The following is a 23,322-nucleotide window of genomic DNA, read 5'->3' as shown; positions in this document are numbered from 1 at the left end:
GAGGCGAGGCGGCATGGAGTTCGGCGAGGTGGTCCGGCGGCGCCGGATGGTCCGCAACTACGACCCGGACCGGCCGGTCCCGCCGGACGTGGTGGAGCGCCTGCTCGACCACGCGATCCGGGCGCCCTCGGCCGGGTTCTCCCAGGGTTGGGGCTTCCTGGTGCTGGACAGCGCCGAGGACCGGGAGCGGTTCTGGACGGCGGCCACCCCGGGCGGCGGCGGCCGGGACCGCTGGCTGAGCGGTATGCGGCGGGCGCCGCTGATCATCGTCCCGCACGCGAACCGGTCGGCGTACCTGGACCGGTACGCGGAGCCGGACAAGGGCTGGGCGGACCGCTCGACCGAGCGCTGGCCGGTGCCGTACTGGTACATCGACACCGGCTTCGCCGCGCTGCTGATGCTGTTGACCGCCGTCGACGAGGGTCTGGGTGCGTGTTTCTTCGGCATTCCACCGCACCGCCTCGACGACTTCCGGTCCGCGTTCGGGGTGCCGGCGGAGTACGACCCGGTCGGCGCGATCACCATCGGTTACCGTGCTCCCGACCATCGGTCACCATCCCTGCGTCGCGGACGCCGTCCGGTCGAGGAAGTGGTCCACCGTGGCCGGTGGGGGTCGTCCGACTCGCCGGATCTGTCCGGTTGAGAACCGGACGGCGCGGTAGCGAAACTGACATCAGGGAGCAGAACGCGACGTGACGTGGCGGGCTAGGCTGGCACGGTCATCGGTGCCGCTGGTCGCGGTGCCGCGCCGCGACCCGGCCCGGTGTCGCGGGTCGGCCCGGTGCGGGGAGGGGAGCGTGCCGTCGTGATCTTCAGAGCGGTCCGGGACGGGCGTCCCTACCCCGAGCACAACCTGACGCTCAAGCAGTGGGCCGAGATTCCACCGCGCCCGCTGCGCCTGGACCAGTTGATCACCACCAAGCGCGAGCTGGCCCTCGACAAGCTGCTCGCCGAGGATTCGACCTTCTACGGCGACCTCTTCCCGCACGTGGTGCAGTGGAACGGCGGGCTCTACCTGGAAGACGGCCTGCACCGCGCGCTGCGGGCCGCGTTGCAGCAGCGCAACCAGATCCACGCCCGGGTGCTCGTGCTCTCCGAGGCGGTGGAGTGAGCCTTCGTTAAGGTGGCCCCCATGACGCCTCTCGACCTGCTGGACATCGACTCGTCGCTCAGCGATGAGGAGCGGCAGATCCGCGCCGTCGTGCGCCAGCTCGTCGACGACCGGGTCCGCCCGCACGTCGCCGGCTGGTACGAGGAGGGTCAGGTGCCCGCCCGCGAGCTGGCCCGCGAGTTCGGCAAGCTGGGCCTGCTCGGCATGCACCTGACCGGGTACGGCTGCGCCGGGTCCTCGGCCGTCGCGTACGGGCTGGCCTGCCTGGAGCTGGAGGCCGGCGACTCCGGCGTCCGGTCCCTGGTGTCGGTGCAGGGATCGCTCGCCATGTACGCCATCTGGCGCTACGGCAGCGAGGAACAGAAGCAGCGCTGGCTGCCGGCGATGGCCACCGGCGAGGCGATCGGCTGCTTCGGGCTGACCGAGCCGGATCACGGCTCCGACCCGGCGTCGATGTCCACCCGGGCCCGCCGGGACGGCGACGACTGGGTGCTGCACGGCACCAAGATGTGGATCACCAACGCGCCCGTCGCGGACGTCGCGGTGATCTGGGCGCGCACCGACGAGGGGGTACGCGGCTTCGCCGTACCCATGGACACGCCCGGGGTGACGGCGCGGGAGATCCGGCGCAAGATGTCACTGCGCGCGTCGGTGACCGGCGAGGTGTCCCTCGACGACGTGCGGCTCCCGGCGGACGCGCAACTGCCCGGGGCGACCGGGTTGAAGGCCCCGCTGAGCTGCCTCACCGAGGCCCGGCACGGCATCGTCTGGGGCGCGCTGGGCGCGGCCCGCGAGTGCCTGGAGACGGCCCTGGGGTACGCGACCACCCGCACGCAGTTCGGCAAGCCGCTCGCCGCGTTCCAGCTCACCCAGGCCAAGCTCGCCGACATGGCCGTCGAGTGGAACAAGGGGTACCTGCTGGCCCTGCACCTGGGCCGGCTCGCCGACGCCGGGAAGCTCCGCCCCGAACAGGTGAGCGTCGGCAAGCTGAACAACGTCCGGGAGGCGCTCGCGATCGCCCGGCAGTGCCGCACGATCCTCGGCGCGAACGGCGTGTCCGGCGAGTACCCGGTGATGCGGCACGCCAACAACCTGGAGAGCGTGCTGACCTACGAGGGCACGTCGGAGATCCACCAGCTGGTCGTCGGGCAGAAGCTGACCGGCGTCTCCGCCTTCGCCTGACCGGCGTCGCCGCCTTCCCCTGGCCGGGGCCGTCACCCGATCGGGTCGCTCGCCGCGCGGGTGTCGTACGAGGGCCGTAACGTTTTCCTCAGACGACGCGTCTGACGAGGACGGTGACGGCGATGGCCCGCGACGGTGACATCAACCAGCCCACCCGGGAGTTCCCGGGCTACCCGACCACCGACACGCTGAAGGCCCGGTCCGACGACGCACCGGAGCCGCCCGCGCCGACCCCGGGCGGCGGGCCGGTCCACCGCCTGCTGCTGGTGCTCGGCGCGGCGGCGCTGGCGGTGGTGGTGCTGCTCGGCGTGCAAGCCACCGGCATCCTGCCCGAGTTTCGCAACCCGTTCGCCAAGGAACAGACCGACCGCAGCCAGCCCGCGCTGCTCAAGTCGATCCAGGATCTGAGCCGCTACGTCGCCGCCGAGGGCAACTTCCAGGTCGTGGTCGACCTCCAGACCGACCGGCGCAACGTCCCGGACTGGCTGCTCAACCAGCGCACGCTCTTCGTGGGTGCGGGCAGCGTCGAGGCCTACGTCGACTTCGCGAAGATCTCCGAGGGCGCGATCGTCGAGTCCGCCGACGGGAAGTCCGTCGAGATCAAGCTGCCCGCGCCGCAGCTCGCGAAGACCAACCTCGACCTGGAGAAGAGCTACGTCTTCGCCGAGGAGCGCGGGCTGCTCAACCGGATCGGCGACCTGGTCGAGGGCGATCCCAACCGGCAGCAGCAGGTCTACCAGCTCGCCGAGGAACGGATCACCGCCGCCGCCCGGGACAGCGGCCTGACCCAGCGCGCCGAGGAGAACACCCGCAAGATGCTGGAGGGCCTGCTCCGCTCCCTCGGCTACGAGCGGGTCACCGTGACGTACACGGCTCCCTGACCGAGCCGCGGCCCCGGCGACGCCGACGGCGCCCGCCCACCCGGGCGGGCGCCGTCGCGCATCCGGGCGGGCGCCGTCACGCGTCCCTGGCCGCTGCGAGGCAGCACTTTCCCCGAAGTCGCGGCCTCACGTCCCGGGGGAGGCAGCACCTTCCCCGAAGGTGCCGCCTCCTCGCGCGGCCCACCCCGGTGGATCAGTAGGTGGTGACGTAGCGGTCCTCGTTCGGCATCAGGATCCACAGGATCGCGTAGACGATCACCTGGGTGCCGGGCAGCAGCAGCGACAGCAGGAACAGCAGCCGGACGAACCCGGCCGACCAACCGAACCGCTGCGCCAGGCCGGCGCACACGCCGGCGATCATGCGCCCCTGACGGGGCCGGACCAGTCTGCGACTCATCGTCGTACTCCCACTCTGCGGCGTTCCGCCGCCTCTGAGTCAACGGTAGAAAGGGGGCACCACCGCGCCCTCGGTCCCGAGGAGGATCGGCGGCCCGCTGACCCGTAAGTGCTTACCCGCCCGCCCGTGGTCCGACGCCCCCGACCCGAGACGCCGCCCCGCCGGTCAAGATCGCGCTCGATCCTGGAAGTACTCCCCCTCCGAGGGCTGCGACACCACTACTTCACGGATCGAGCGTGATCATGCGCGGGGGCGGGCGTCGCCGGGTGGCGCGTGACCTGGGCGGGTAGGCTGGCCGGTCGGGCGCCCACACCTCCGGGTGCCCGCCGACGGCCCCCGGACCGGGCGGCCACCAGCGGACCGGAGCCCGCACGACGGGCGCGGCGGCGAGGAAGTGCAGCCATGATCAGCGTCTTCGACCTCTTCAGCGTCGGCATCGGGCCGTCCAGCTCGCACACGGTCGGGCCGATGCGCGCCGCCCGGACCTTCGTCACCGGGCTGAAGGCGGACGGGCTGCTCGCCGACACCGTACGGATCCGCGCCGAGCTGTTCGGCTCGCTGGGCGCCACCGGGCACGGCCACGGCAGCGACCGGGCGGTCCTGCTCGGGCTGGCCGGCGAGGCGCCCGAGACGGTGGACACCGACAGCGTGGAGCCGCGGGTCACCGCGATCCGCGCCGACCGGCGGATCGCGCTGCTCGACGCCCACGAGATCGACTTCGACCCGGACCGGGACCTGGTGCTGCACCGCCGCCGGTCGCTGCCGTACCACCCGAACGGGATGACGTTCGCCGCCTACGACGGCGACGGCGCGGAACTGCGGGCCCGGACGTACTACTCGGTCGGCGGCGGGTTCGTCGTCGACGAGGCGGCCGCCGGGGCGGACCGGATCAAGCCGGACACCACCGCCGTACGCTACCCCTTCTCGACCGGTGCGGAACTGCTCGCGGTGACCCGCGAGACCGGGCTGTCGATCAGCGAGGTGATGCTCGCCAACGAGCTGTCCTGGCGCAGCGAGCGGGAGGTGCGCGCCGGCCTGCTGGAGATCTGGCGGGTGATGCGCGAGTGCGTGGCGAGCGGCTGCGAGCGGGACGGCGTACTCCCGGGTGGGTTGAAGGTCCGGCGGCGCGCGGCCGAGCTGTACCGCGGTCTCATGGCGGACGCGGACCCGGTGCGGTCGGCGGCGGGCGCGGCGGGCCGGGGGGCGGCGGACCCGCTGCGGGCGATGGACTGGGTCACCCTGTTCGCCCTCGCCGTCAACGAGGAGAACGCGGCCGGCGGTCGCGTCGTCACCGCGCCCACCAACGGCGCGGCCGGCATCATCCCGGCGGTGCTGCACTACTACGACCGGTTCGTGGCGGGCGCCTCGGCGGACGGCGTGGTGCGGTTCCTGCTGGCGGCGGGCGCGATCGGCGTGCTGTTCAAGGAGAACGCCTCGATCTCCGGTGCCGAGGTCGGCTGCCAGGGCGAGGTGGGGTCGGCCTGCTCAATGGCGGCGGCCGGGCTCGCGGAGGCCCTGGGCGGCACCCCGGAACAGGTGGAGAACGCGGCCGAGATCGGTATGGAGCACAACCTCGGCCTGACCTGCGACCCGGTCGGCGGCCTGGTGCAGATCCCCTGCATCGAGCGGAACGCGGTGGCTAGCATCAAGGCGATCACCGCCGCCCGGCTCGCGCTGCGGGGCGACGGGGTGCACCACGTCTCGCTCGACAAGGTCATCAAGACGATGCGCGAGACCGGGGCCGACATGAAGGTCAAGTACAAGGAGACGGCACGGGGCGGCCTGGCCGTCAACGTGATCGAGTGCTGAGCTTCGTCCGTCTCGCGGGCGGGAGGCGGCGGTGACCTCTGGCGTGGGCGCGCTCTGGTCGCACCGCGACGCGCTGCGCATCCTCGTCCGCCGCGACCTGGCGGTGAAGTACCAACAGTCCGTGCTCGGGTACCTCTGGTCGCTGATCGAGCCGCTCGGCACCGGCGCGATCTACTGGTTCGTGTTCGGTGTGCTGTACGCCCGGGACACCACCCGTCACCTGGGCGAGGCGGCCGGCTCGTACCCGCTGTTCCTGATCACCGGCGTGTTCGCCTGGAGCTGGACCAGCTCGGCCATCAGCGAGGCGGCCAACGCGCTGACCGGCCAGTCCCGGCTGATCACCACGATGAACATCCCCCGCCAGGTCTTCCCGATCGGCCGGGTCGTCGGCCGGGTCGCCGAGTACGCGGCGGGCCTGCCCATCCTGGTCGGCGTGGCGGTGGCGTACGTGGTGGCGGACCGGATCGACCTCGGCTGGTCGGTGCTCGCCCTGCCGCTGGCCGTGACCGTCCAGGGCGTGCTGCTCGTCGGGTTGGCGCTGCTGCTCTCCGCGGCCAACGTGCTGATGCGCGACGTCGAGCGGTTCATGCGGCTGGCCGTACGGGTGCTCTTCTACGCCACGCCGATCATCTACCCGCTCAGCCTCGTCCGGGACTCCGGCCTGCCCGACTGGGTGAAGGTCGCGTACGAGCTGAACCCGCTGGTCGGCATCTTCCAGCTGCACCACGCGGTGTGGTACCCGGACGAGTTCCCCGGCACCCGGCTGCTCGCCACCACCGTCGCCGGCAGCCTGCTCGTGCTCGCCGCCGGGTGGTGGACGTTCCGCCGCCTCGAACCGGCCGTGCTGAAGGAACTGTGAATGGCCGACCCGCTCATCGAGGCGGACGGGCTGGGCATCCAGTTCGTCCGCAACCGCCGCCGGCAACTGCGCCTCCGGGACCTCGTCATCCACCGGGGCCGGCGCGGCGGTATCTCCGACGGCCGGTTCTGGCCGCTGCGTGACCTGTCGTTCTCGATCGCGGCCGGGGACACGGTCGGCGTGATCGGCCGCAACGGCACCGGCAAGAGCACCCTGCTGCGGCTGATCGCGGGCGTGCTCATCCCCGACGAGGGGCGGATCAGCGTCCGAGGTGACGTGGCGCCGCTGCTGGAGCTGTCCGCCGGCTTCTCGAACGAGCTGACCGGCCGGGAGAACCTGTACCTGGTCGGCGGCCTGCACGGCCTGTCGGCCCGCTACCTGCGCCGCCACTTCGACGACATCGTGACGTTCGCGGGCGAGCAGGTGGAGAAGGCCATCGACACGTCGGTGCGGCACTATTCGTCCGGCATGAAGGTCCGGCTAGGGTTCGCCATCATCTCCCACCTGCCGCACCCGATCCTGCTCATGGACGAGGTGACCGCGGTCGGGGACGCGGAGTTCCGCCGAAAGTGCTATGCGACGATCGAACGTCTGCTCGGGGAGGGGCGCACTCTGGTGCTGGTGTCACACAACGAACAGGATCTGACCCGGTTCTGCCGTCGCGGTTTCTACCTGGACGCGGGCCGGATGACCGTCGACGGGACGATCGACGAGGCGCTGGCCGCGTACCGCCGGGCGGTGCCGCGGTGACGCTCGCGATCGTGCTGACCGCCGACGCGCCCGCCGGCGGGGTTCTCGCGGAGCGGCTGGCCACGCAGTGCCGCCGCGCCGGAGCCGACGAGGTCCACGTCGTCGGTGACCTGCGTGAGTTGGCCGACCTGGTCGAGGCGACCGCCGAACCGGTGCTCCTCACCGGGGCCGACCTGGTCGCGCACACCGCCGTCCTCCGGCACCTCGCCACCAGCCCGGTCGGGCCGACCGTCGCGCTGGTGCTCACCGACCCGCCCGCGCCGGGCCGCACCGCCGTCCGGGAGGACCGCGGCCAGGTCGTCGCCGCCGGGTCGCCCGACGAGGTGCAGGGCGCCACCGGGACGTTCGGCGGGGCACTGCGGGTCGGCACCGCCGACCTGCCGGCCCTCGCCGCCGCCGCGCGGTCCGTCGCGGCCGGGGTGGTGCCGGTCGGTCCCGCGCCGGCCTTCGGCACCGTGGTCGAGGGGCCCGCGGTGGACCGGCTCTTCGCCGACCTCGCGGCCCGGGGCGCGCTGACCTTCGTCCACCGGGTACGCCTGCTCGTCGCGCACCGCGTCGGCGACGCCGCCGAACTGGCCGCCGCCGAGGCGGCGGTCGCCGCGGTGGACGAGGACCGGGCGGAGCTCCGGCTGTCCGTGAAGGAGCGGGACGACTTCTTCACCACGTTCTTCGTCAGCACCTGGTCCCCGTACGTGACGAAGGCCGCCGCGCGACTGCGCCTGACCCCCACCTCCGTCACGATGATCTCGGTGGCGTTCGCGGTGGCCGCCGCGCTGCTCTTCGGCGCGGGTGGCCGGCCGGCGCTGGTCACCGGGGCGGTGCTGCTCTACCTGGGCTTCGTGCTGGACTGTGTGGACGGCCAGCTCGCCCGCTACACCCGCACGTTCAGCGCCTGGGGTGGCTGGCTCGACACCATGGCCGACCGGGCCAAGGAGTACGTGGTCTACGCCGGCCTCGGCTACGGGGCGACCCAGGCCGGCTTCCGGTACGGCTGGGCTCTCGCCATCGCCGCGATGACCCTGCAGACCGTGCGGCACATGACCGACACCTGGTACGGCGCCCTGCACGACGAGGCGGCGCGCCGCCCGAAGGCCGCCGGTGGTGGTGGCGGGATCGGCGACCGGCTCAGCGCCGCCTCGAACCGGGTGCAGGCGGACACCGGCTCGGTCACGTACTGGCTGAAGCGGACGGTGGTCTTCCCGATCGGGGAGCGGTGGGCGCTCGTCGCGCTCGTCGTGGCGCTGTTCGACCAGCGGGCCGCGCTGGTCGCGGTGCTGACGTGGGGGGTGCTGGCGTTCGCGTACACCGGTGCGCTGCGGACGCTGCGCGCCCGCTCGATGCGGGTGGGTGTGCTCGACACGGTCGACGCCACCCTGCACCGCGACGACGGCCGGTTGGCCCGCCGCTCGCCGGCGACGCGGCGGCCGGGGCCGCTGGTCCTGGCGGTGCTCGCCGCGCTGGTGGCGACGCTGATGCTCGGGGCGGCGATCCTCGACGACGTGCCGTCGTCGACACTGGTGCTCGCCCTGCTCGGCCTGCTGCTGGCCGCACAGGGCGCGCGGGCACGGCACGGCGGCGCGCTGGACTGGCTGGTGCCGGCGGCGCTGCGGGCGGCGGAGTACCTGTTCGCCATCGCGGTCGGCGTGGTCGGTGGCGTTCCGGCCTGGGTGATCTTCGGGTACGTCTTCGTGCTGACCCTGCACCACTACGACCTGACCGCCCGCCTGGAGAAGCGGAAGTCGGCCCCGCCGCTGCACGACGCCACGCTGGGCTGGGAGGGGCGCTCCGCGGTCCTGACCCTGGCGGCGATCGTCGGAATTGCCGAGATCGGACTGATTACACTCGGAACGTACCTTCTCGTGGTTTTCGTGGTGAGCGTCGCCCTCGCCTGGGTGGTTCTGCCCGCCCGCGCCGCGCGGGCGGCGGCCGGTCCCGTCAGCGCCGGAGGTGGCTCACCGGGCTGATGGAGGTCCGCCCCGCAACGCGGGGCGGACCCTCGCGCACCCCGCTGACGTGCCGGGTGTCCGGATTGCCGCATTGTCTTGGCTCGATGGCGCGTAATAGGACTGTCACGGGTAAAACATGGCACGTTCACCCGATGTGCGGTCGGGGTGCTCCTCGTCACAGTCATTCGGGGTTCGGCCGACCGAGCTGGGGGAGGAGACGGTGACCACCGTCGCGCTCAAGGATGTGACCAAGGTCTTCAAGGACGGCACGCTCGCCGTCGACAGCGTGAACCTGGACGTCAACGACGGCGAGTTCATGGTGCTGCTGGGTCCGTCCGGCTGCGGCAAGTCGACCGTCCTGCGGATGGTCGCCGGCCTGGAGGACCCGACCTCCGGCGCGGTGCTGCTCGGCGGGGAACTGGCCAACGACCTGCCGCCCCGGGAGCGCGGGGTGGCGATGGTCTTCCAGGACTTCGCCCTCTACCCGCACATGACGGTCGGCGACAACATCGCCTTCCCGCTCCGGCTGGCCGGCCTCGAACCGGACCGGCGGGGTGAGCGGGTCGCCGACGTGGCCGGCGCGCTCGGCATCGGCGACGTCCTCGCCCGCCGGCCCGGCCAGCTCTCCGGCGGCCAGCGGCAGCGGGTGGCCATGGGCCGTGCGATAGTGCGCCGGCCCGGCCTGTTCCTCATGGACGAGCCGTTGTCCAACCTCGACAGCGGCCTGCGCGCCGAACTGCGCGCGGAGATCTCCGGCCTGACCCGCGAACTGGGCGTCACCACGATCTACGTCACCCACGACCAGGCCGAGGCGCTGACCATGGCCGACCGGGTCGCCATCATGCGCAAGGGCGTCCTCCAGGACGTCGGCACGCCCACCCAGGTGTACGGCCGCCCGGCCACCCTGTACGTCGCCGCCTTCCTCGGCAGCCCCCGGATGAACCTGCTGGAGGCCTCCGTCTACGTGCACCTCGACCGGTACGTGACGCTCACCCTCGGGGAGCAGGCGCTCTACCTGCCGTGGGACGACATCCGTACCCGCGCCGTCGCCCACTACCACGGCGAGCGGATCGTGGTCGGCATGCGGGCCGAGGCGCTGACGCCGGTCACCCCGGACACCCAGGGCGACGTGCTGTACGGCCGGATCCGCTACCTGGAGCACCACGGCCACGAGTCGCTCGCCTTCCTCGACATCGGCGCCACCGCCGTGGTGGTGGACGAGATGGGCGCCCCGGTCGACCGGCCCGCCCCCGGCGAGCGCGGCCTGCGCCGGTTCAACCAGGTCGTGCAGCGCATCACCGGCCGCGCGGGGGAGCCTGCGTTGGACGAGGAGGTGACGCCGACGGCCGGCACCCGCACCAGCGTCCTCCCCGACCCGGGCCGGCACCACCGCCGCCCGGCCGAGCTGGCGGTCCGGCTGGCGCCGTACCCGGCGGTGTCCCCGGGTCACCCGCTCGCCGTGTCGGTCCGCATGGACGCCCTGCACTTCTTCGACGAGCGCGGCGACCGCATCGACGTCGGCTGGCGCTGAGGTGCAAGGAAGGGCCCCTGTTAACGCCTCCGGTAGAGGAAGGGACCCTTGTTAACGCTCCGGCGGTGCCGGACGGCGGCAGCGGCCCCGGATGCCGCAGCCCGAGCCCAGCAATCGGGCCTTGCCCCAAAAGTTACCCACGGGTAACGTACGGGCATGACGATCGACTCTCGCCTGGTGGCGACCGCCATGCTCGAGGCCGTCCCGTTCGCCCGCACGCTCGACATCGAATTCGTCGAGGTGGCCCCGGAGGCCGACGGTGGGGTCCGCGCGGTCGTCCGGCTGCCCGACTCGCCGGCCACCCACAACCACGTCGGCGGGCCGCACGCCGGCGCCATGTTCACCCTCGGCGAGACCGCCTCCGGCGCGGTCGTCATGGCCGCGTTCGGGCACCTGCTCGACCGGGCCACGCCGCTCGCCGTGCGGGCGGACATCGCGTACCGGAAGCTCGCCATGGGCCCGGTGCGCGCGACCGCGCGGCTCGGCCGCCCGGCCGCCGAAGTGATCGCGGAACTGGAGGCCGGCCAGCGGCCGGAGTTCCCGGTGCCCGTCGAGATCGCCACCGAAGAGGGCAAGGTGACCGGCGAGATGACCGTGATCTGGACGCTGCGCCCGCACTGACAACGGACCTCGGCGGTGCAGCCACCCGGCGGCACCGCCGATCGGCGGCGGCAGAGCCTGCCGTCAGCGCCGACGCAGGAGGTACACCAGCGCCCCGACCACAGGACGTCCGCGCGGCTCAGCCCTCGACCGTCCCGCCCTGGGTGGACCCGGACACCGGGCCGCGGCGGCCCAACTGCCGCATCCGGACGGCCACGGCGACCACGGCGTAGAGGGCGATGGCCAGCACGACGCCACCCACCACGTACGCGGTGACGTTCCCGTCGGCGTCGAGCAGGAAGACGACCGCCCCTACCGCCAGCGCGGCGAACCCGACGGCGGCGACCGCCCCCGCCACCCTGCTCGACCCCGCCGGCTGGCCGGCCCCGGCGGGCCGTCGACGGGCGACCACCAGCCCCATGATCCCGGCCAGGAAGGCGAAGCCCGCCAGGTACGGCCGGTCGACGGCGATCGCGTACACCGCGCCGAGGAGGCATACCACCGACAGGGAGATCCGGTACCACACCGGCCAGTAGTCGTCCTTCGCCATGCGATGGTCTTTCCCTGACCGGCCCGGGAGCCAAACGCGGAACCGGGGCAGGTGCCGCGACGGCTTCGGCCGAACCGGGTTTCCCCGGCCGGCGGTCTGGATAGATTCGTACCGTGCTGGGCCTACCTGCTCACGTGACCGCCTGTCTCTTCGATCTGGACGGTGTGCTCACGCAGACCGCCCGCGTCCACAACGCCGCCTGGACCGCCACGTTCGACGAGTTCCTGCGCCGTCGCGCGGCGGCCACCGGTGAGCCGTTCCGGCCGTTCGACCCGGGCGACGACTACAACCGGTACGTCGACGGCCGGCCCCGCTACGACGGGGTGCGCACGTTCCTCGCCTCGCGCGGCATCGTGCTGCCCGAGGGAGAGTCGGGCGACCCCCCGGGAGTCGACACGGTGCACGGCGTCGGCAACCGCAAGAACGTGCTGCTGCTCGAGACGCTGCGTACCTCCGGGGTGGACGTCTATCCCGGCTCGGTGGCGTACCTGAAGGCGACGGCCCTCGCCGGGTTGCGCCGCGCGGTCGTCACGGCGAGCGCCAACGGCCGCGAGGTGGTCGCGGCGGCCGGCCTGGAACCGCTGCTCGAGGTGCGGGTCGACGGCCTCGTCGCCCGCGCCGAGGGGCTGCGCGGCAAGCCGGAGCCGGACACCTTCCTCGCCGGCGCGCGGCTGCTCGGCGTGGAGCCGGCCAACGCCGCGGTCTTCGAGGACGCGCTCGCCGGGGTCGCCGCCGGACGGGCCGGCGGGTTCGGGTACGTGGTGGGTGTCGACCGGGTCGGCCAGGCCGAGGAACTGCTGGCGAACGGCGCCGACGTGGTCGTCGACGATCTCGCCGACCTGCTCGACCCGGATCCGGCCGGTCCGGGCCGGGTGGCGGCCCCGCGGGAGTCGAGCCGGCTCGACCGCGGGCCCGTCGTGCGGGACCGGGAGCCCGGCGCATGATCCGCGAACGGGCGTACCCCGTCGAGCCGTGGCACGTGCGGGAGACCCGCCTCGACATGGACGTGCTGGCCCAGTCCGAATCGGTCTTCGCCCTGTCCAACGGGCACGTCGGGCTGCGCGGCAACCTGGACGAGGGGGAGCCGCACGGCCTGCCCGGCACGTACCTGAACTCGTTCTACGAACTGCGCCCGCTGCCGTACGCGGAAGCCGGTTTTGGGTTCCCCGAGTCCGGCCAGACGATCGTCAACGTCACCAACGGCAAGCTCATCCGGCTGCTCGTCGACGACGAGCCGCTCGACGTGCGCTACGGCGAACTCCTCTCCCACGAGCGGGTGCTCGACCTGCGGGAGGGCACCCTGCACCGGTCCGTGCACTGGCGCTCGCCAGCCGGCCGGGAGGTGCGGGTCCGCAGCACCCGGCTGGTGTCGTTCCGGCAGCGGGCGGCCGCCGCCATCAACTACGAGGTGGAGGTCGCCGACGACAAGCCGCTGCGCCTGATCATCCAGTCGGAGTTGGTGGCCAACGAGACGCTGCCGCCGCAGAGCAAGGACCCGCGGGTCGCGGCGGTGCTGGAGTCGCCGCTGCTCGCCGAGGAGGAGTTGACCACGGACGACGGCGGCCTGCTCATCCACCGCACCAAGGTCTCCGGGCTGCGGGTCGCCGCCGCGATGGAGCACGAGGTGCAGACCGAGGCGCGGACCAGCGTCGAGTCCGAGGGGTACCAGGACTGGGTGCGTACCACGATCGCCTGCGTCCTCAAGCCCGGCCAGACGCTGCGGGTCGTCAAGTACCTGGTGTACGGGTGGTCGAGCCGCCGCTCGCTGCCGGCGCTGCGCGACCAGGTGGGGGCGGCGCTCGCCGCCGCCCGCCTGGACGGCTGGGAAGGGCTGCTGCGGGAGCAGCGTGAGTACCTCGACGACTTCTGGAACTCCGCCGACGTGCTGGTGGAGGGCGACCCGGAGGTGCAGCAGGCGGTCCGCTTCGGGCTCTTCCACGTGCTCCAGGCCGGCGCGCGGGCGGAACGCCGGTCGATCGCCGCCAAGGGCCTGACCGGACCGGGGTACGACGGGCACGCGTTCTGGGACACCGAGATGTTCGTGCTGCCGGTGCTCACGTACACCCATCCGCCCGCCGTGCACGACGCCCTCTACTGGCGGCACCGCACCCTGCCGACCGCGCAGGAGCGGGCTCGTACGCTCAACCTGGAGGGCGCGGCCTTCCCGTGGCGGACCATCGAGGGGATGGAGTCGTCCGGGTACTGGCCGGCCGGCACCGCCGCGTTCCACATCGCCGCCGCCGTCGCCGACGCGGTACGCCGGTACGTGCTGGCCACCTGCGACACCGACCTGGAGCGGGAGATCGGCCTGGAGTTGCTGGTGGAGACCGCGCGGCTGTGGCGGTCGCTGGGCCACCACGACCGGCACGGGCAGTTCCACATCGACGGGGTGACCGGCCCGGACGAGTACACGGCCGTCAAGAACGACAACATCTACACGAACCTGATGGCCCAGCGGAACCTGATCAGCGCGGCGGACGCGGTGATGCGGTACCGGGACGAGGCGTTCCACCTCGGCGTCACCGACGAGGAGGCGGCCGCGTGGCGGGACGCGGCGGCGTCGATGCACATCCCGTACGACGAGGAGATCGACGTCCACGAACAGGTGGAGGGCTTCACCCGGCTCCAGGAGTGGGACTTCGCCCACACACCGCAGGAGAAGTACCCGCTGCTGCTGCACTACCCGTACTTCGACCTGTACCGGAAGCAGGTGGTCAAACAGTCCGACCTGGTGCTCGCGATGCACTGGCGGGGGGACGCGTTCACGCCGGACCAGAAGCTGCGCAACTTCCTGTACTACGAGCGCCGTACGGTCCGGGACTCGTCGCTGTCGGCCTGCACGCAGGCGGTGCTCGCGGCCGAGGTCGGCCACCCCGAACTGGCGCACCTGTACCTGCGCGAGGCCGCGCTGATGGACCTGCACGACCTGAACGAGAACACCCGGGACGGCGTGCACATGGCGTCCCTGGCGGGCGCGTGGATCGCCCTGGTCGCCGGGTTCGGCGGGCTGCGCGACCACGACGGCCTGCTCTCGTTCGCGCCCCGGCTCTCCAGCCGGCTGAGCCGCCTGGAGTTCTCACTTCAGTGGCGGGGGATGCGGCTGCGGGTCGACGTGCGACCGCACCGGACCACGTACGCCCTGCGTAACGGCGACTCCGGCGAGACGATGGAGCTGCGGCACCACGGGCGGCGGATCCAGGTCACCTGCGCCGAGCCGGTGACCGTGCCGATCCCCCCGCCCGAGGTGTCCGGCCCCACCCCGGAGCAGCCGCCCGGCCGCGGCCCCCTGCTGCGCCTGCCCGAACGCGCGCCCTAGCGGGATGCAAGGAAGGGGCCCCTGTTAACGCCTCCGGTAGAGGAAGGGCCCCTTCTTAACACACGTGCCGGGTCAGAGCGCTCTGCCCTGCGACGGGCGACCCGCCGCGTCGCGGGGCGCCATCGCCCGCGGATCGTCAGCGGTACGCGCCTGCGCCGCCTCGTCCGCCCAGTCCCGGTTGCGCTCGGCGTCCTGTTCCCGTCGGTCCCGCTCGGCCGGCTGCTGCCGGGACCCTCGCTGCTGCTGCGCCATGGCGATCCTCGCGATCCGTCGGGGGCGCGGTGCGCGCCGGTACGGTCTGCGGTCGCCCACCGCCTTCCCGGCGCGCCGACGGGCAAACGCGCAGGCGGCTCCCGGCGGGCGGGTGTTAACAAGGGGCCCTTCCTCTACCGGAGGCGTTAACAAGGGGCCCTTCCTTGCACGCATGGCGGTGGGGTGGGTGGGAATGTGGGGGTATGGATGTGGGGAGCAGCGAGGTGACGATCCCGGCGGGGGAGGCCCGCCTCACGGCGGACCTGCTGGTGCCGGCGGAACCGGTGGGAGTGGTGGCCTTCGCGCACGGCAGCGGAAGCTCCCGGCACAGTCCGCGCAACGTGGCGGTGGCTCACGTGCTCAACCGGAGCGCCCTCGGCACCGTCCTGGTGGACCTGCTGACCCCCGCCGAGGACGCGGTCGACGCCCGTACCGCCGAGCTGCGCTTCGACATCGGCCTGCTCGCCCGCCGGCTGGCGGCGATCGTCGACTGGCTCGCCGCCGAGCGGCCGTTCGGTGCGGTGCCGATCGGGCTGTTCGGCGCCAGTACGGGTGCGGCCGCGGCGCTCGTGGCCGCCGCCGAGCGCCCCGACCTGGTCGGGGCCGTGGTGTCCCGGGGCGGCCGGCCGGACCTCGCGGGCCCGGCGCTCGGGACGGTCCGCGCCCCGACCCTGCTGCTGGTGGGTGGCCTCGACGAGCAGGTGATCGCCCTGAACGAGCAGGCCCAGGACGCGCTCCCGGAGACGGCCGAGCTGACGATCGTCCCCGGCGCCACCCACCTCTTCGAGGAGCCCGGTGCCCTGGAACAGGTCGCCCACGAGGCGGCGACCTGGTTCACCACCCACCTACGCTGACGCCCCGGACGAGGGGGCGGCGCGGTGCTGTTGGACGGTGTCGATCACCCGCCAGAGCACCGCCGTGATCGGGACGGCCACGAAGGCGCCGGCGATGCCGGCGATCAGGGTGCCGGCGGTGACCGCGACCAGGATGACGACCGGGTGCAGGTTCACCTGTCGCTTCATGATCAGCGGTTCCAGCAGGTTGCCCTCGATCTGCTGCACCGCGATCACGGCGGCCAGCACCAGCAGGGCGGTGACCGGGCCATTGGCCGCGAGCGCCACCAGTACCGCCATCGCGCCGGTCACCGTCGCGCCGATGATCGGGATGAACGCGCCGAAGAAGACGATCAGCGCGAGCGGGAACGCCAGCGGCACCCCGAGCAGCACCAGGGCGAGCCCGATGCCGATGGCGTCGATCGCCGCGATCATCAGCGTGCCCCGGCTGTACGCGCCGAGCGTGTGCCAGCCGTTCCGGCCGGCCTCGGCGGTGACCGTCCGGTTCGGCCCGGTCATCCGGTCGAGCACCCACCGCCACATCGAGCGGCCGTCCTTGAGCAGGAAGAAGAGCAGCACCAGCGCGAGCAGGGCGGATCCGAGCACCTCGGCGGCGGTGCGCGCGCCGGACACCGGGTCGAGGCCGCCCCCTCCGCCGAGGGCCCGCCGGGCCTGGTCGATCAGCCGGTCGAGCTGCTGGTCGGTGACCGGCAGGGTGCGGGTCACGAAGTTCCGCGTCTCCTGCACGCCCCGGATCAGCTCGCCGCTCAGCTTGTCGAACTGCTCCGCCGTCAGGTTCCACACCAGAGCCCCGACACCGACGAGGGCACCGAGCAGCAGCACCACCGTCAGCAGCGCGGCGAGGGATCCCGGCAGTCGCAGCCGGCGCAGCAGCCGTTGCACCGGGTCGAGCATCGCGGTCAGGAAGAGGGTGGCCGCCACCGCGATGGCGAGCGGCGCCAGCAGCACCGCGATCCGGCCCAGCAGGTACAGCCCGGCGGCCACCACCACCAGGCACACGCTCCACAGCACCGCGGAGCGAACCAACCAGGGCAGGCCGGTCCACGCTGCCCGGGGCCCCCGGTCCCTCGACTCCTCAGTCGTCCGTCCGTCGTCGACCACGTCGGCCCTCCTCGATCTCCGGGCGAGTCGGTACCCGGACAGCGCTCCCGCGACACCCACGCTAGGCCCTCGGCCGGCGTCGCGACGCGAGTCGCGGCGCGACCGGGCGGTGACGTCGCCGCCGGCCCTGGGGGCGACGCCCGACACGTGGAGCAGTGGGGCCGGCGCGGTACCGCACGTCCGCGTTTGTGCCATCCGCCCCAGGGAACGCGGAGGACCGAACCCCGATTCGAGGAGGATCCGCCGTGAGCGACTTCATGGACAAGGCCAAGGACTTCGCGGACAAGCACGACAAGCAGGTCGACCAGGGGCTGGAGAAGGCCGGCGAACAGGCCGACCAGCGCACCGGCGGCAAGTACGACGAGCAGACCGACAAGGGCGTGGACATGGCCCAGGCACGTACCGGCCAGGGCGACCAGGCCCGCTGACCGGCGTACCCGATCCCGGGCCGTCCCCCTGCGGGGCGGCCCGGGACCGTCTGCGTCAGCTTTCCTTGTCGCGCAGCTCCGTCCTCGTGGTCGGGCGACCGCTCAGCGCGTCCCGCACCCGGTCCACGAGGCCGGTGCCCGGGGCGAGCAGCTTGTTCGCCGGGGGCCGGTCCGGAGCGGCCGGGTGTGGCCGGGTCGGCGCGGCCTTCTTGGCCGCCTCGACCTTGCCGGCCAGCTCCATCAGTTCCTCGTGGGCCATCGCGGCCCGCAGCCGGGGGAAGAGGTCGGACTCCTCGTCCTGCACGTGGTGCCGGATCGTGCGGGTGAGGTGGGTGAGCAGTTCGTCGAACCGGGGGTCGCTGGGGTCCGCCGACTCCAGGTCCTTCATGGTCCGCTCGGCGTCGGAGTGCTCGGCGATCTCGTGTTCGGCGATCTGGTCGCCGTCCGGCAGCGCCTTGCGGGCGGCCGGGTAGACGTACATCTCCTCGGCGACCGCGTGGCGGACCAGCTCGGCGATCACCACGTCGGCCAGGTGCCGGCGGTGCTCGGGGGTGCCCTGCCGGTTCTCCAGCTCGACGAAGAGGACCTCGACCTCGCGGTGGTCGGTGATGAGGACGTCGAGAACGTCGGGTCCCGTCGTCTGGGTGTCGGTCATGTCGTGCCCCTTACCGGTTGCGGAATCGGTGCGGGCCCTCCTACCCCGGGGTCGCCGGTCGAACCCACCGCCGTCGTCCGCGCGCCCGTTGTCATCGCCGTCCGGGCTGCCGTACGCTCGGCGCGGCCCGCCCTCACGGTCCCTGTGAGGAGCAGCCATGCCCTTGAATCGTCTGCTGGCCCTTGGGGTCGGTGCTGTCACGGCGGTCGCGCTGAGCGTCCCCCCGGCCCCGGCCGCCGCCGCGGCCGGCCCGTCCCACCACCGCACGGGCGGCAGCCTGGTGCTGGTCGGTGGCGCCCTCGCCGACGACAACACCGCCATCTACGGCGGTATCGTCCGGCTCGCCGGTGGCCCCGGCAAGGCTCGGATCGGGATCTTCACCGCGGCGGCTCCGGTGCCGTCGGAGGACCCGGACGCCGGCACCCCCGACTGCAACAACAGCGTCTGCAACGGCGAGTACTACGCGAAGATCCTCAAGAGCTTCGGCGCCGCCGACGCGCAGTGGATCCCGATCGACCTGGACCATCCCGAGAAGGCCGACGACCCCGCCGTGGTCGCCCAGATCGACTCGATGACCGGCTTCTTCTTCGGCGGCGGCGACCAGTACCGGTACGTCACCACGATGACCCGGGGTGCGGCCCAGCGGGACTCGGCGGCGCTGGCCGCGGTCCGCCGCAAGTTGCGGCAGGGCGCGGTGGTCGCCGGCACGAGCGCCGGTGCCCAGATCATGGCCGGTCGCGACATGATCACCGGCGGCTCGGTCGACCCGGGACTGCGCGACGGCGCCAGGCCGGGGTACTTCGAGGATTCGAGCATCCTCGGTTACCTCCCCAAGGGCGGGTTCGGGTTCTTCACCGACGGCCTTCTGGACACGCACTTCTCCCGGCGGGGCCGGGAGGCCCGGTCGATCCGGCTCGCGTCGGACACCCGCAACCACCGGGTCTTCGGCCTCGACGAGAACACCGCTCTGGTGGTGACCGGCGTCGGCTCGCGGCGTCAGCAGTTGCGGGTCGTCGGCCAGCATGGCGTGACCGTGCTGGACCTGCGCCGGGCGCGGGTGACCGGTACCCCGGTGTGGGGCGTCGAGGGCGTGCGGTGGACGCGGCTGACCGGGGGCGACGGGTACCGCGCCGACCGCTGGCAGCCGGTCTTCGGTCCGGGCAAGCAGCGGGTGACCGGCGCGGACACCTGCGACGTGACGCCCTCCGGGGACGTCTTCTGGAATTACGGCCTGGTCAACCTCGCCGAAGGGCTGGTCGTCAACGCCGGCTGCGCGTCGGTGTCCGACGTGTCGTGGGAGAACGACCCGCAGTGGGAGGCGACGCTGACCCGGGGCCGCGGCTTCGTCGCGTACCGGGCCGGTGGGTCGACGGCGTTCGCCGACGTCGTGATCGGCATCGGCGCGAAGTGAGCACCGGAGGGCCCCCGGGTGTGCCGGGGGCCCTCCTTCCGCTACGCCCGGGCTCGTCATGCGCGTGTAACAACGGTTACTTATTGAGGTTAAAGATTAATGGATGTAACTTCTGTTTCATCGATCCGTGGCCCCCGGAGGTGCCCATGTCCCGTGCCCGCCACAACCCCGTCCGCACCCGCACGGCGGTCCTCGCCGCCGTCAGCCTCGCCGCCACCATCGCGCCGATCGGCGTGACCGCGGCCCACGCCCAGGTCATCCGCGACCGGCAGGGCAGCTCGACCGACGTCAGCCGGGCGTCGTGGTCCGGCCCGGCCTACACGTTCAACGGATCCGGCGGCGTGGTGGCCGCCACGATGACCCAGGCGATCAACGCGATCCGTGGCGGCGCCGGATCGATCGACGTGGCCGTGCTGGCCGGCTCGGACGGCGGCACGCCCGAGTGCGACGACATCATGGGTCTGTCCGGCGTGAACTCGTGCACCACGCTGACCCTGACGAGTTCGAACGACGGCAACAACAGCCAGGTCAACGCGGACGTCCGCAACGCCGAGTTCGTCTACTTCGCCGGTGGCGACCAGTGCCGCTACGCCGCGTGGAAGGGGACTCTGCTGGAGGCGTCCGTCGAATCCGTCGTGGCCAAGGGCGGCGGCGTCGGCGGTGGCAGCGCCGGCCACCACATCAACAGCGACATCGTGTACGACGCATGCGGTGGCAGCGCCACCTCGTCGATCGCGTTGGACAACCCGTACGACCGGTCGATGACCTTCACCACCGGCATGTTCCGCTGGCCGAACTTCGCCAACACGATCAACGACTCGCACTTCGTCGCGCGGGACCGGATGGGCCGGACGATGGCCTTCGTGGCCCGGGCCATCAAGGACGGACGCACCAGTGGCGGTGCCGCCTGGGGCGTCGGCGTCGAGGAGGGCGGTTCGCTGTTCGTCGACCGGAACGGGCGGGCGACGCTGAGCGGCACCAGCGCGTACGTGGTCCTCGGCGACCACCAGCCGGAGGTGGCCGTCGCCGGGCAGCCGTTGACGTTCTCGAACTTCAAGATCTGGCGGCTGTCCAACGGGCAGACCTACGATTTCGCGAACCGCCCGACCTGCGGCTACTACCTGAAGAGCGTGACCAACGGGGTCCCGAGCGGCAACCTCTACAGTGGCACCCCGGTCACCGACTGCTCGACGCCGCCGCCACCCGGTGGCGGATCCAGCTACGCCGAGGTGGAGCCGAACGACACGCGCAACGCCGCCAACGACGTCACCGGCAACAGCTACCCGCTGACCGTCACCGGTGACATGAAGAGCAGCAGCGACCGCGACTACTTCAAGGTGAGCCTCGCCAGCGGACAGACGATCGGCGTGAGCTGCGCCGTTCCGTCCGCGTACGACGCCGACCTGTACCTGCTGACCTCCAACGGGAGCACGGTGGTCCGCTCGGTGAACGACGGCGCGGGGGTGGACGAGTCGGCCTCCTTCACCCGGACGTCCTCGGGGTCGGCCACCTACTACGTCGAGGTCGAGGCGTACTCCGGCTCCGGTACCGCCGACTACACCTGCACCGTGTCCAAGTCCTGATCCTATTCGAACCGGGCGCGGCGCCCGGCGGCCGTGAGGAGGCCGGACGCCGGTCGGCGGTTACGCTCAGCGCGTGTCGACCTCCGATCTTGCCGGCGATCCCGGCCGTCCGGCCGACGACCAGGCCGCCACCGGTCCGGATCATCCGGGGGTGGCGGCCCTGATCCGGCAGCGCCTCGGTGAGTGCAGCCCGGCGGAACGGCGAGTGGCGCGGGCGTTGCTGGCGTCGTACCCGGCCGCCGGGTTGGGCACGGTGGCCTCGCTCGCCGAGCGGGCCGAGGTGAGCGCGCCGACGGTCCTGCGCTTCCTGAGCCGACTCGGCTTCGGCGGCTATCCGGAGTTCCAGCGCGCCCTGCGGGACGAACTGGCCGAGCGGGAGACCTCGCCGTTGACCGCGTACCGCGCGGCGGAGCGTACCGGCGTCCCGCTGGCCGGAGCGCGGTCCCGGGCCGCGGCCAGCCTGCCGGACGCGGTCGCCGGCACCCTGGCCGAGTTGCCGCAGGGCGAACTGGACGCCGCCGTCCGCCTCTTCGCCGACCAGCAGCTGCGGATCACCGCCGCCGGTGGCCGGTTCTCCGGCCTGCTCGCGCACTACCTGGTGCTGCACCTGATGCAGGTGCGGGGCAACAGCCGCCTGCTCCCGGCCACCCCCGTCGAACGGACCGACATGATGGTCGACGTGGGCCGGCGGGATCTCTTCGCGCTGTTCGACTTCCGCCGCTACGAGGAGCCGACCCTCGCCCTCGCCCGCGAGGTCACCGCCCGCGGCGCCCGGATAGTCCTGTTTACCGACCGGTGGCTCTCCCCGGTGGCCGGTCTGGCCGAGGTGGTCCTGCCCAGCCGGGTCGAGTCGCCGTCGCCGTACGACAGCTTCGTGCCGACCTTGGCGCTGGTGGAGACGCTGGTGGCCGCTCTGATGGACCGGCTCGGGCCGATCGCCGGCAAGCGCCTGAAAGCGATGGAGCAGGCGCAGCAGACGTTCGAGGAGAGCTGACTTCGCGTTACAGAAACTTGAAACTTCACAGCGCTCGTAATGAGCGTTACAGTCCGGGGGCTGGTTCGTCTGGCCCCCGGAAGGACACCCCATGCGCATCCGTCAGTTCGCCCTGGCCGCCGCGGCCACGGCCCTCCTCGCCGGCACCGCCGGCTGCGGTGGTGAAACCTCCACCGCAGCGGCCGGCGAGGACGTCACGACCGTCACCGTCACCATCGAGGGTGTCGGCGAGGTCACCACCGACACCGAGCTCGCCGAGAAGGTCCCCGCCGACGTCCGCGGCCGGGGCACCCTCACCGTCGCCACCAACGCCCCCTACCAGCCCTTCATCGACTTCAAGACCGAGGGCCGCACCGACGAGTTCATGGGCCTGGACTACGACCTGTTCATGGCCGCCTCCGCCCGGCTGGGCGTCAAGGCCACCTTCAGCCAGCAGCCGTTCGACGGCCTGGTGCCGGGTCTGCAGGCCGCCAGGTACGACGCGATCGTCGGCGGCATCACCGACAAGAAGGAGCGCCAGCAGGTGGCGACCTTCGTCGACTACTCGGCCTCCGGCACCGGCTTCCTGGTCAGGACGGGCAACCCGCTGGGCGTGAAGACCGTCGCCGACCTGTGCGGCCGCAAGGTCGCCGTGCAGAAGGCCAGCAACCAGGCGAAGAACCTCGCCGAGTACAGCAAGGCCAGCTGCGCCGGTAAGGCCGTCGACGTCAAGGAGTACCCGGAGAACCCGCAGGCGGTGCAGGCGCTGATCGCCGGCAACGTCGACGTGGTCGCCGCCACCAAGGTCAACCTGGTGGACGTCGCCCCCACCCTGACCGGCAAGGCCGAGCTGGTCGACGACCCGTCCGCCCCGAACGGGTGGCTGGCCAGCCCCAACGGCTTCGGCTTCCTCAAGGCGAAGAAGGAGCTGGCCGAGGCGTACCGGGCCGCCGTGCAGTCGCTGATCGACGACGGCACGTACACCAAGATCCTCGCCCGGTGGAAGCAGGAGCCGATCGCCGTCAAGCAGGCCACGATCGACCAGGCCATCGACTGAGCACGGCGGAGGCGACCCCCTGAACCGCGGTCGCCGGGCGCCCTTCCGACTCCGTGAGGGCGGGCCCGGAAGGCGC

23 protein-coding genes are annotated in these 23,322 nt (G+C 72.4%); 18 read left to right on the top strand and 5 right to left on the bottom strand.

The genetic code is table 11. The features are described 5' to 3' along the window. Positions 1 to 13: 13 nt before the first annotated feature. The 4 genes from GKC29_RS01895 to GKC29_RS01880 all read left to right on the top strand — a co-directional run bounded on the left by GKC29_RS01895 (position 14) and on the right by GKC29_RS01880 (position 3,174). Positions 14 to 643: a nitroreductase family protein gene (locus tag GKC29_RS01895; protein WP_155329177.1), complete on the top strand. Its 630-nt coding sequence runs from the start codon at positions 14 to 16 to the stop codon at positions 641 to 643. Between the two features lie 162 nt (positions 644 to 805). Then, positions 806 to 1,111, top strand: a complete 306-nt coding sequence (locus GKC29_RS01890) for a type II toxin-antitoxin system VapB family antitoxin (protein WP_091593012.1) — start codon at positions 806 to 808, stop codon at positions 1,109 to 1,111. 21 nt (positions 1,112 to 1,132) lie between these two features. Then, positions 1,133 to 2,293 (top strand): acyl-CoA dehydrogenase family protein, encoded by a 1,161-nt coding sequence (locus tag GKC29_RS01885; protein ID WP_155329176.1) that lies wholly within the window; start codon positions 1,133 to 1,135, stop codon positions 2,291 to 2,293. 122 nt (positions 2,294 to 2,415) lie between these two features. After that, complete coding sequence (locus tag GKC29_RS01880) at positions 2,416 to 3,174, top strand: DUF4230 domain-containing protein (protein ID WP_155329175.1); 759 nt, start codon at positions 2,416 to 2,418, stop codon at positions 3,172 to 3,174. Positions 3,175 to 3,367: 193 nt separating this feature from the next. On the opposite strand, the gene GKC29_RS01875 is transcribed toward GKC29_RS01880, so the two are convergent. Continuing rightward, complete coding sequence (locus GKC29_RS01875) at positions 3,368 to 3,571, bottom strand: PspC domain-containing protein (RefSeq protein ID WP_155329174.1); 204 nt, start codon at positions 3,569 to 3,571, stop codon at positions 3,368 to 3,370. Positions 3,572 to 3,973: 402 nt separating this feature from the next. Between GKC29_RS01875 and GKC29_RS01870 the strand changes: the two genes are divergently transcribed. From GKC29_RS01870 to GKC29_RS01845, 6 genes are all read left to right on the top strand, one after another. Then, positions 3,974 to 5,380 carry an L-serine ammonia-lyase gene (locus tag GKC29_RS01870; RefSeq protein WP_155329173.1) on the top strand — a complete coding sequence of 469 codons (1,407 nt, stop codon included), beginning with the start codon at positions 3,974 to 3,976 and terminating at the stop codon, positions 5,378 to 5,380. Positions 5,381 to 5,411: 31 nt separating this feature from the next. After that, positions 5,412 to 6,239 (top strand): ABC transporter permease, encoded by an 828-nt coding sequence (locus tag GKC29_RS01865; RefSeq protein ID WP_155329172.1) that lies wholly within the window; start codon positions 5,412 to 5,414, stop codon positions 6,237 to 6,239. Continuing rightward, positions 6,240 to 6,989 carry an ABC transporter ATP-binding protein gene (locus tag GKC29_RS01860; protein WP_155329171.1) on the top strand — a complete coding sequence of 250 codons (750 nt, stop codon included), beginning with the start codon at positions 6,240 to 6,242 and terminating at the stop codon, positions 6,987 to 6,989. Next, complete coding sequence (locus GKC29_RS01855) at positions 6,986 to 8,953, top strand: DUF5941 domain-containing protein (RefSeq protein ID WP_155329170.1); 1,968 nt, start codon at positions 6,986 to 6,988, stop codon at positions 8,951 to 8,953. The genes GKC29_RS01860 and GKC29_RS01855 overlap by 4 nt, the downstream gene beginning before the upstream one ends. Positions 8,954 to 9,155: 202 nt before the next feature. Further along, positions 9,156 to 10,466 carry an ABC transporter ATP-binding protein gene (locus tag GKC29_RS01850; RefSeq protein ID WP_155329169.1) on the top strand — a complete coding sequence of 437 codons (1,311 nt, stop codon included), beginning with the start codon at positions 9,156 to 9,158 and terminating at the stop codon, positions 10,464 to 10,466. Between the two features lie 156 nt (positions 10,467 to 10,622). Continuing rightward, positions 10,623 to 11,087 carry a DUF4442 domain-containing protein gene (locus tag GKC29_RS01845; protein WP_155329168.1) on the top strand — a complete coding sequence of 155 codons (465 nt, stop codon included), beginning with the start codon at positions 10,623 to 10,625 and terminating at the stop codon, positions 11,085 to 11,087. Between the two features lie 118 nt (positions 11,088 to 11,205). Here GKC29_RS01845 and GKC29_RS01840 read toward each other — a convergent pair whose 3' ends face one another. Further along, complete coding sequence (locus tag GKC29_RS01840) at positions 11,206 to 11,616, bottom strand: hypothetical protein (protein WP_155329167.1); 411 nt, start codon at positions 11,614 to 11,616, stop codon at positions 11,206 to 11,208. Positions 11,617 to 11,729: 113 nt separating this feature from the next. On the opposite strand from GKC29_RS01840, the gene GKC29_RS01835 reads away from it, so the two are divergent. Together GKC29_RS01835 and GKC29_RS01830 are read left to right on the top strand one after the other, a co-directional pair. Next, positions 11,730 to 12,560, top strand: coding sequence for an HAD-IA family hydrolase (locus GKC29_RS01835; RefSeq protein WP_155329166.1), 831 nt, complete (start codon positions 11,730 to 11,732; stop codon positions 12,558 to 12,560). Next, positions 12,557 to 14,932, top strand: a complete 2,376-nt coding sequence (locus GKC29_RS01830; protein ID WP_155329165.1) for a glycoside hydrolase family 65 protein — start codon at positions 12,557 to 12,559, stop codon at positions 14,930 to 14,932. The genes GKC29_RS01835 and GKC29_RS01830 overlap by 4 nt, the downstream gene beginning before the upstream one ends. 72 nt (positions 14,933 to 15,004) lie before the next feature. On the opposite strand, the gene GKC29_RS01825 is transcribed toward GKC29_RS01830, so the two are convergent. Further along, the gene (locus tag GKC29_RS01825; protein WP_155329164.1) at positions 15,005 to 15,184 is read right to left on the bottom strand and encodes a hypothetical protein; all 180 of its coding nucleotides are present in this window, start codon (positions 15,182 to 15,184) and stop codon (positions 15,005 to 15,007) included. Between the two features lie 203 nt (positions 15,185 to 15,387). Here GKC29_RS01825 and GKC29_RS01820 point away from each other — a divergent pair, with 203 nt between their 5' ends. Further along, a complete protein-coding gene (locus GKC29_RS01820) occupies positions 15,388 to 16,038 on the top strand; it encodes a dienelactone hydrolase family protein (protein WP_155329163.1) in 651 nt (216 codons plus the stop codon). Here GKC29_RS01820 and GKC29_RS01815 read toward each other — a convergent pair. Beyond that, entirely contained in the window at positions 16,030 to 17,139 is a 1,110-nt protein-coding gene (locus GKC29_RS01815) for an AI-2E family transporter (protein WP_230688885.1), read from the bottom strand. The two genes, GKC29_RS01820 and GKC29_RS01815, sit on opposite strands and share 9 nt — an antisense overlap. 245 nt (positions 17,140 to 17,384) lie before the next feature. Here GKC29_RS01815 and GKC29_RS01810 point away from each other — a divergent pair, with 245 nt between their 5' ends. Next, complete coding sequence (locus tag GKC29_RS01810; protein WP_155329161.1) at positions 17,385 to 17,567, top strand: antitoxin; 183 nt, start codon at positions 17,385 to 17,387, stop codon at positions 17,565 to 17,567. 55 nt (positions 17,568 to 17,622) lie between these two features. Here GKC29_RS01810 and GKC29_RS01805 read toward each other — a convergent pair whose 3' ends face one another. Then, the gene (locus GKC29_RS01805; RefSeq protein WP_155329160.1) at positions 17,623 to 18,222 is read right to left on the bottom strand and encodes a hemerythrin domain-containing protein; all 600 of its coding nucleotides are present in this window, start codon (positions 18,220 to 18,222) and stop codon (positions 17,623 to 17,625) included. A gap of 157 nt (positions 18,223 to 18,379) precedes the next feature. On the opposite strand from GKC29_RS01805, the gene GKC29_RS01800 reads away from it, so the two are divergent. From GKC29_RS01800 to GKC29_RS01785, 4 genes are all read left to right on the top strand, one after another. Further along, the gene (locus GKC29_RS01800) at positions 18,380 to 19,633 is read left to right on the top strand and encodes a cyanophycinase (RefSeq protein ID WP_155329159.1); all 1,254 of its coding nucleotides are present in this window, start codon (positions 18,380 to 18,382) and stop codon (positions 19,631 to 19,633) included. Positions 19,634 to 19,779: 146 nt separating this feature from the next. Beyond that, positions 19,780 to 21,216, top strand: a complete 1,437-nt coding sequence (locus tag GKC29_RS01795) for a pre-peptidase C-terminal domain-containing protein (protein ID WP_155329158.1) — start codon at positions 19,780 to 19,782, stop codon at positions 21,214 to 21,216. A 73-nt stretch (positions 21,217 to 21,289) separates the two neighbouring features. Continuing rightward, entirely contained in the window at positions 21,290 to 22,210 is a 921-nt protein-coding gene (locus GKC29_RS01790; RefSeq protein WP_230688884.1) for a MurR/RpiR family transcriptional regulator, read from the top strand. Between the two features lie 91 nt (positions 22,211 to 22,301). Further along, on the top strand, positions 22,302 to 23,246 hold the full coding sequence (locus tag GKC29_RS01785; protein WP_155329157.1) for an ABC transporter substrate-binding protein: 945 nt from the start codon (positions 22,302 to 22,304) through the stop codon (positions 23,244 to 23,246). The last annotated feature ends 76 nt before the right edge of the window (positions 23,247 to 23,322 follow it).

It is taken from the genome of Micromonospora sp. WMMC415 (assembly GCF_009707425.1).
Taxonomy (GTDB): Bacteria; Actinomycetota; Actinomycetes; order Mycobacteriales; family Micromonosporaceae; genus Micromonospora.
This window is presented reverse-complemented; position numbering and strand designations above follow the sequence as displayed.

Excerpts from the sequence above, each read along its gene's own strand:
- GKC29_RS01875 (WP_155329174.1), bottom strand. The coding sequence starts at position 3,571 with ATGAGTCGCAGACTGGTCCGGCCCCGTCAGGGGCGCATGATCGCCGGC.
- GKC29_RS01860 (WP_155329171.1), top strand. The coding sequence starts at position 6,240 with ATGGCCGACCCGCTCATCGAGGCGGACGGGCTGGGCATCCAGTTCGTC.
- GKC29_RS01820 (WP_155329163.1), top strand. The coding sequence starts at position 15,388 with ATGGATGTGGGGAGCAGCGAGGTGACGATCCCGGCGGGGGAGGCCCGC.
- GKC29_RS01845 (WP_155329168.1), top strand. The coding sequence starts at position 10,623 with ATGACGATCGACTCTCGCCTGGTGGCGACCGCCATGCTCGAGGCCGTC.
- GKC29_RS01830 (WP_155329165.1), top strand. The coding sequence starts at position 12,557 with ATGATCCGCGAACGGGCGTACCCCGTCGAGCCGTGGCACGTGCGGGAG.
- GKC29_RS01805 (WP_155329160.1), bottom strand. The coding sequence starts at position 18,222 with ATGACCGACACCCAGACGACGGGACCCGACGTTCTCGACGTCCTCATC.
- GKC29_RS01840 (WP_155329167.1), bottom strand. The coding sequence starts at position 11,616 with ATGGCGAAGGACGACTACTGGCCGGTGTGGTACCGGATCTCCCTGTCG.
- GKC29_RS01795 (WP_155329158.1), top strand. The coding sequence starts at position 19,780 with ATGTCCCGTGCCCGCCACAACCCCGTCCGCACCCGCACGGCGGTCCTC.
- GKC29_RS01870 (WP_155329173.1), top strand. The coding sequence starts at position 3,974 with ATGATCAGCGTCTTCGACCTCTTCAGCGTCGGCATCGGGCCGTCCAGC.
- GKC29_RS01895 (WP_155329177.1), top strand. The coding sequence starts at position 14 with ATGGAGTTCGGCGAGGTGGTCCGGCGGCGCCGGATGGTCCGCAACTAC.
- GKC29_RS01825 (WP_155329164.1), bottom strand. The coding sequence starts at position 15,184 with ATGGCGCAGCAGCAGCGAGGGTCCCGGCAGCAGCCGGCCGAGCGGGAC.
- GKC29_RS01885 (WP_155329176.1), top strand. The coding sequence starts at position 1,133 with ATGACGCCTCTCGACCTGCTGGACATCGACTCGTCGCTCAGCGATGAG.
- GKC29_RS01800 (WP_155329159.1), top strand. The coding sequence starts at position 18,380 with ATGCCCTTGAATCGTCTGCTGGCCCTTGGGGTCGGTGCTGTCACGGCG.
- GKC29_RS01880 (WP_155329175.1), top strand. The coding sequence starts at position 2,416 with ATGGCCCGCGACGGTGACATCAACCAGCCCACCCGGGAGTTCCCGGGC.
- GKC29_RS01785 (WP_155329157.1), top strand. The coding sequence starts at position 22,302 with ATGCGCATCCGTCAGTTCGCCCTGGCCGCCGCGGCCACGGCCCTCCTC.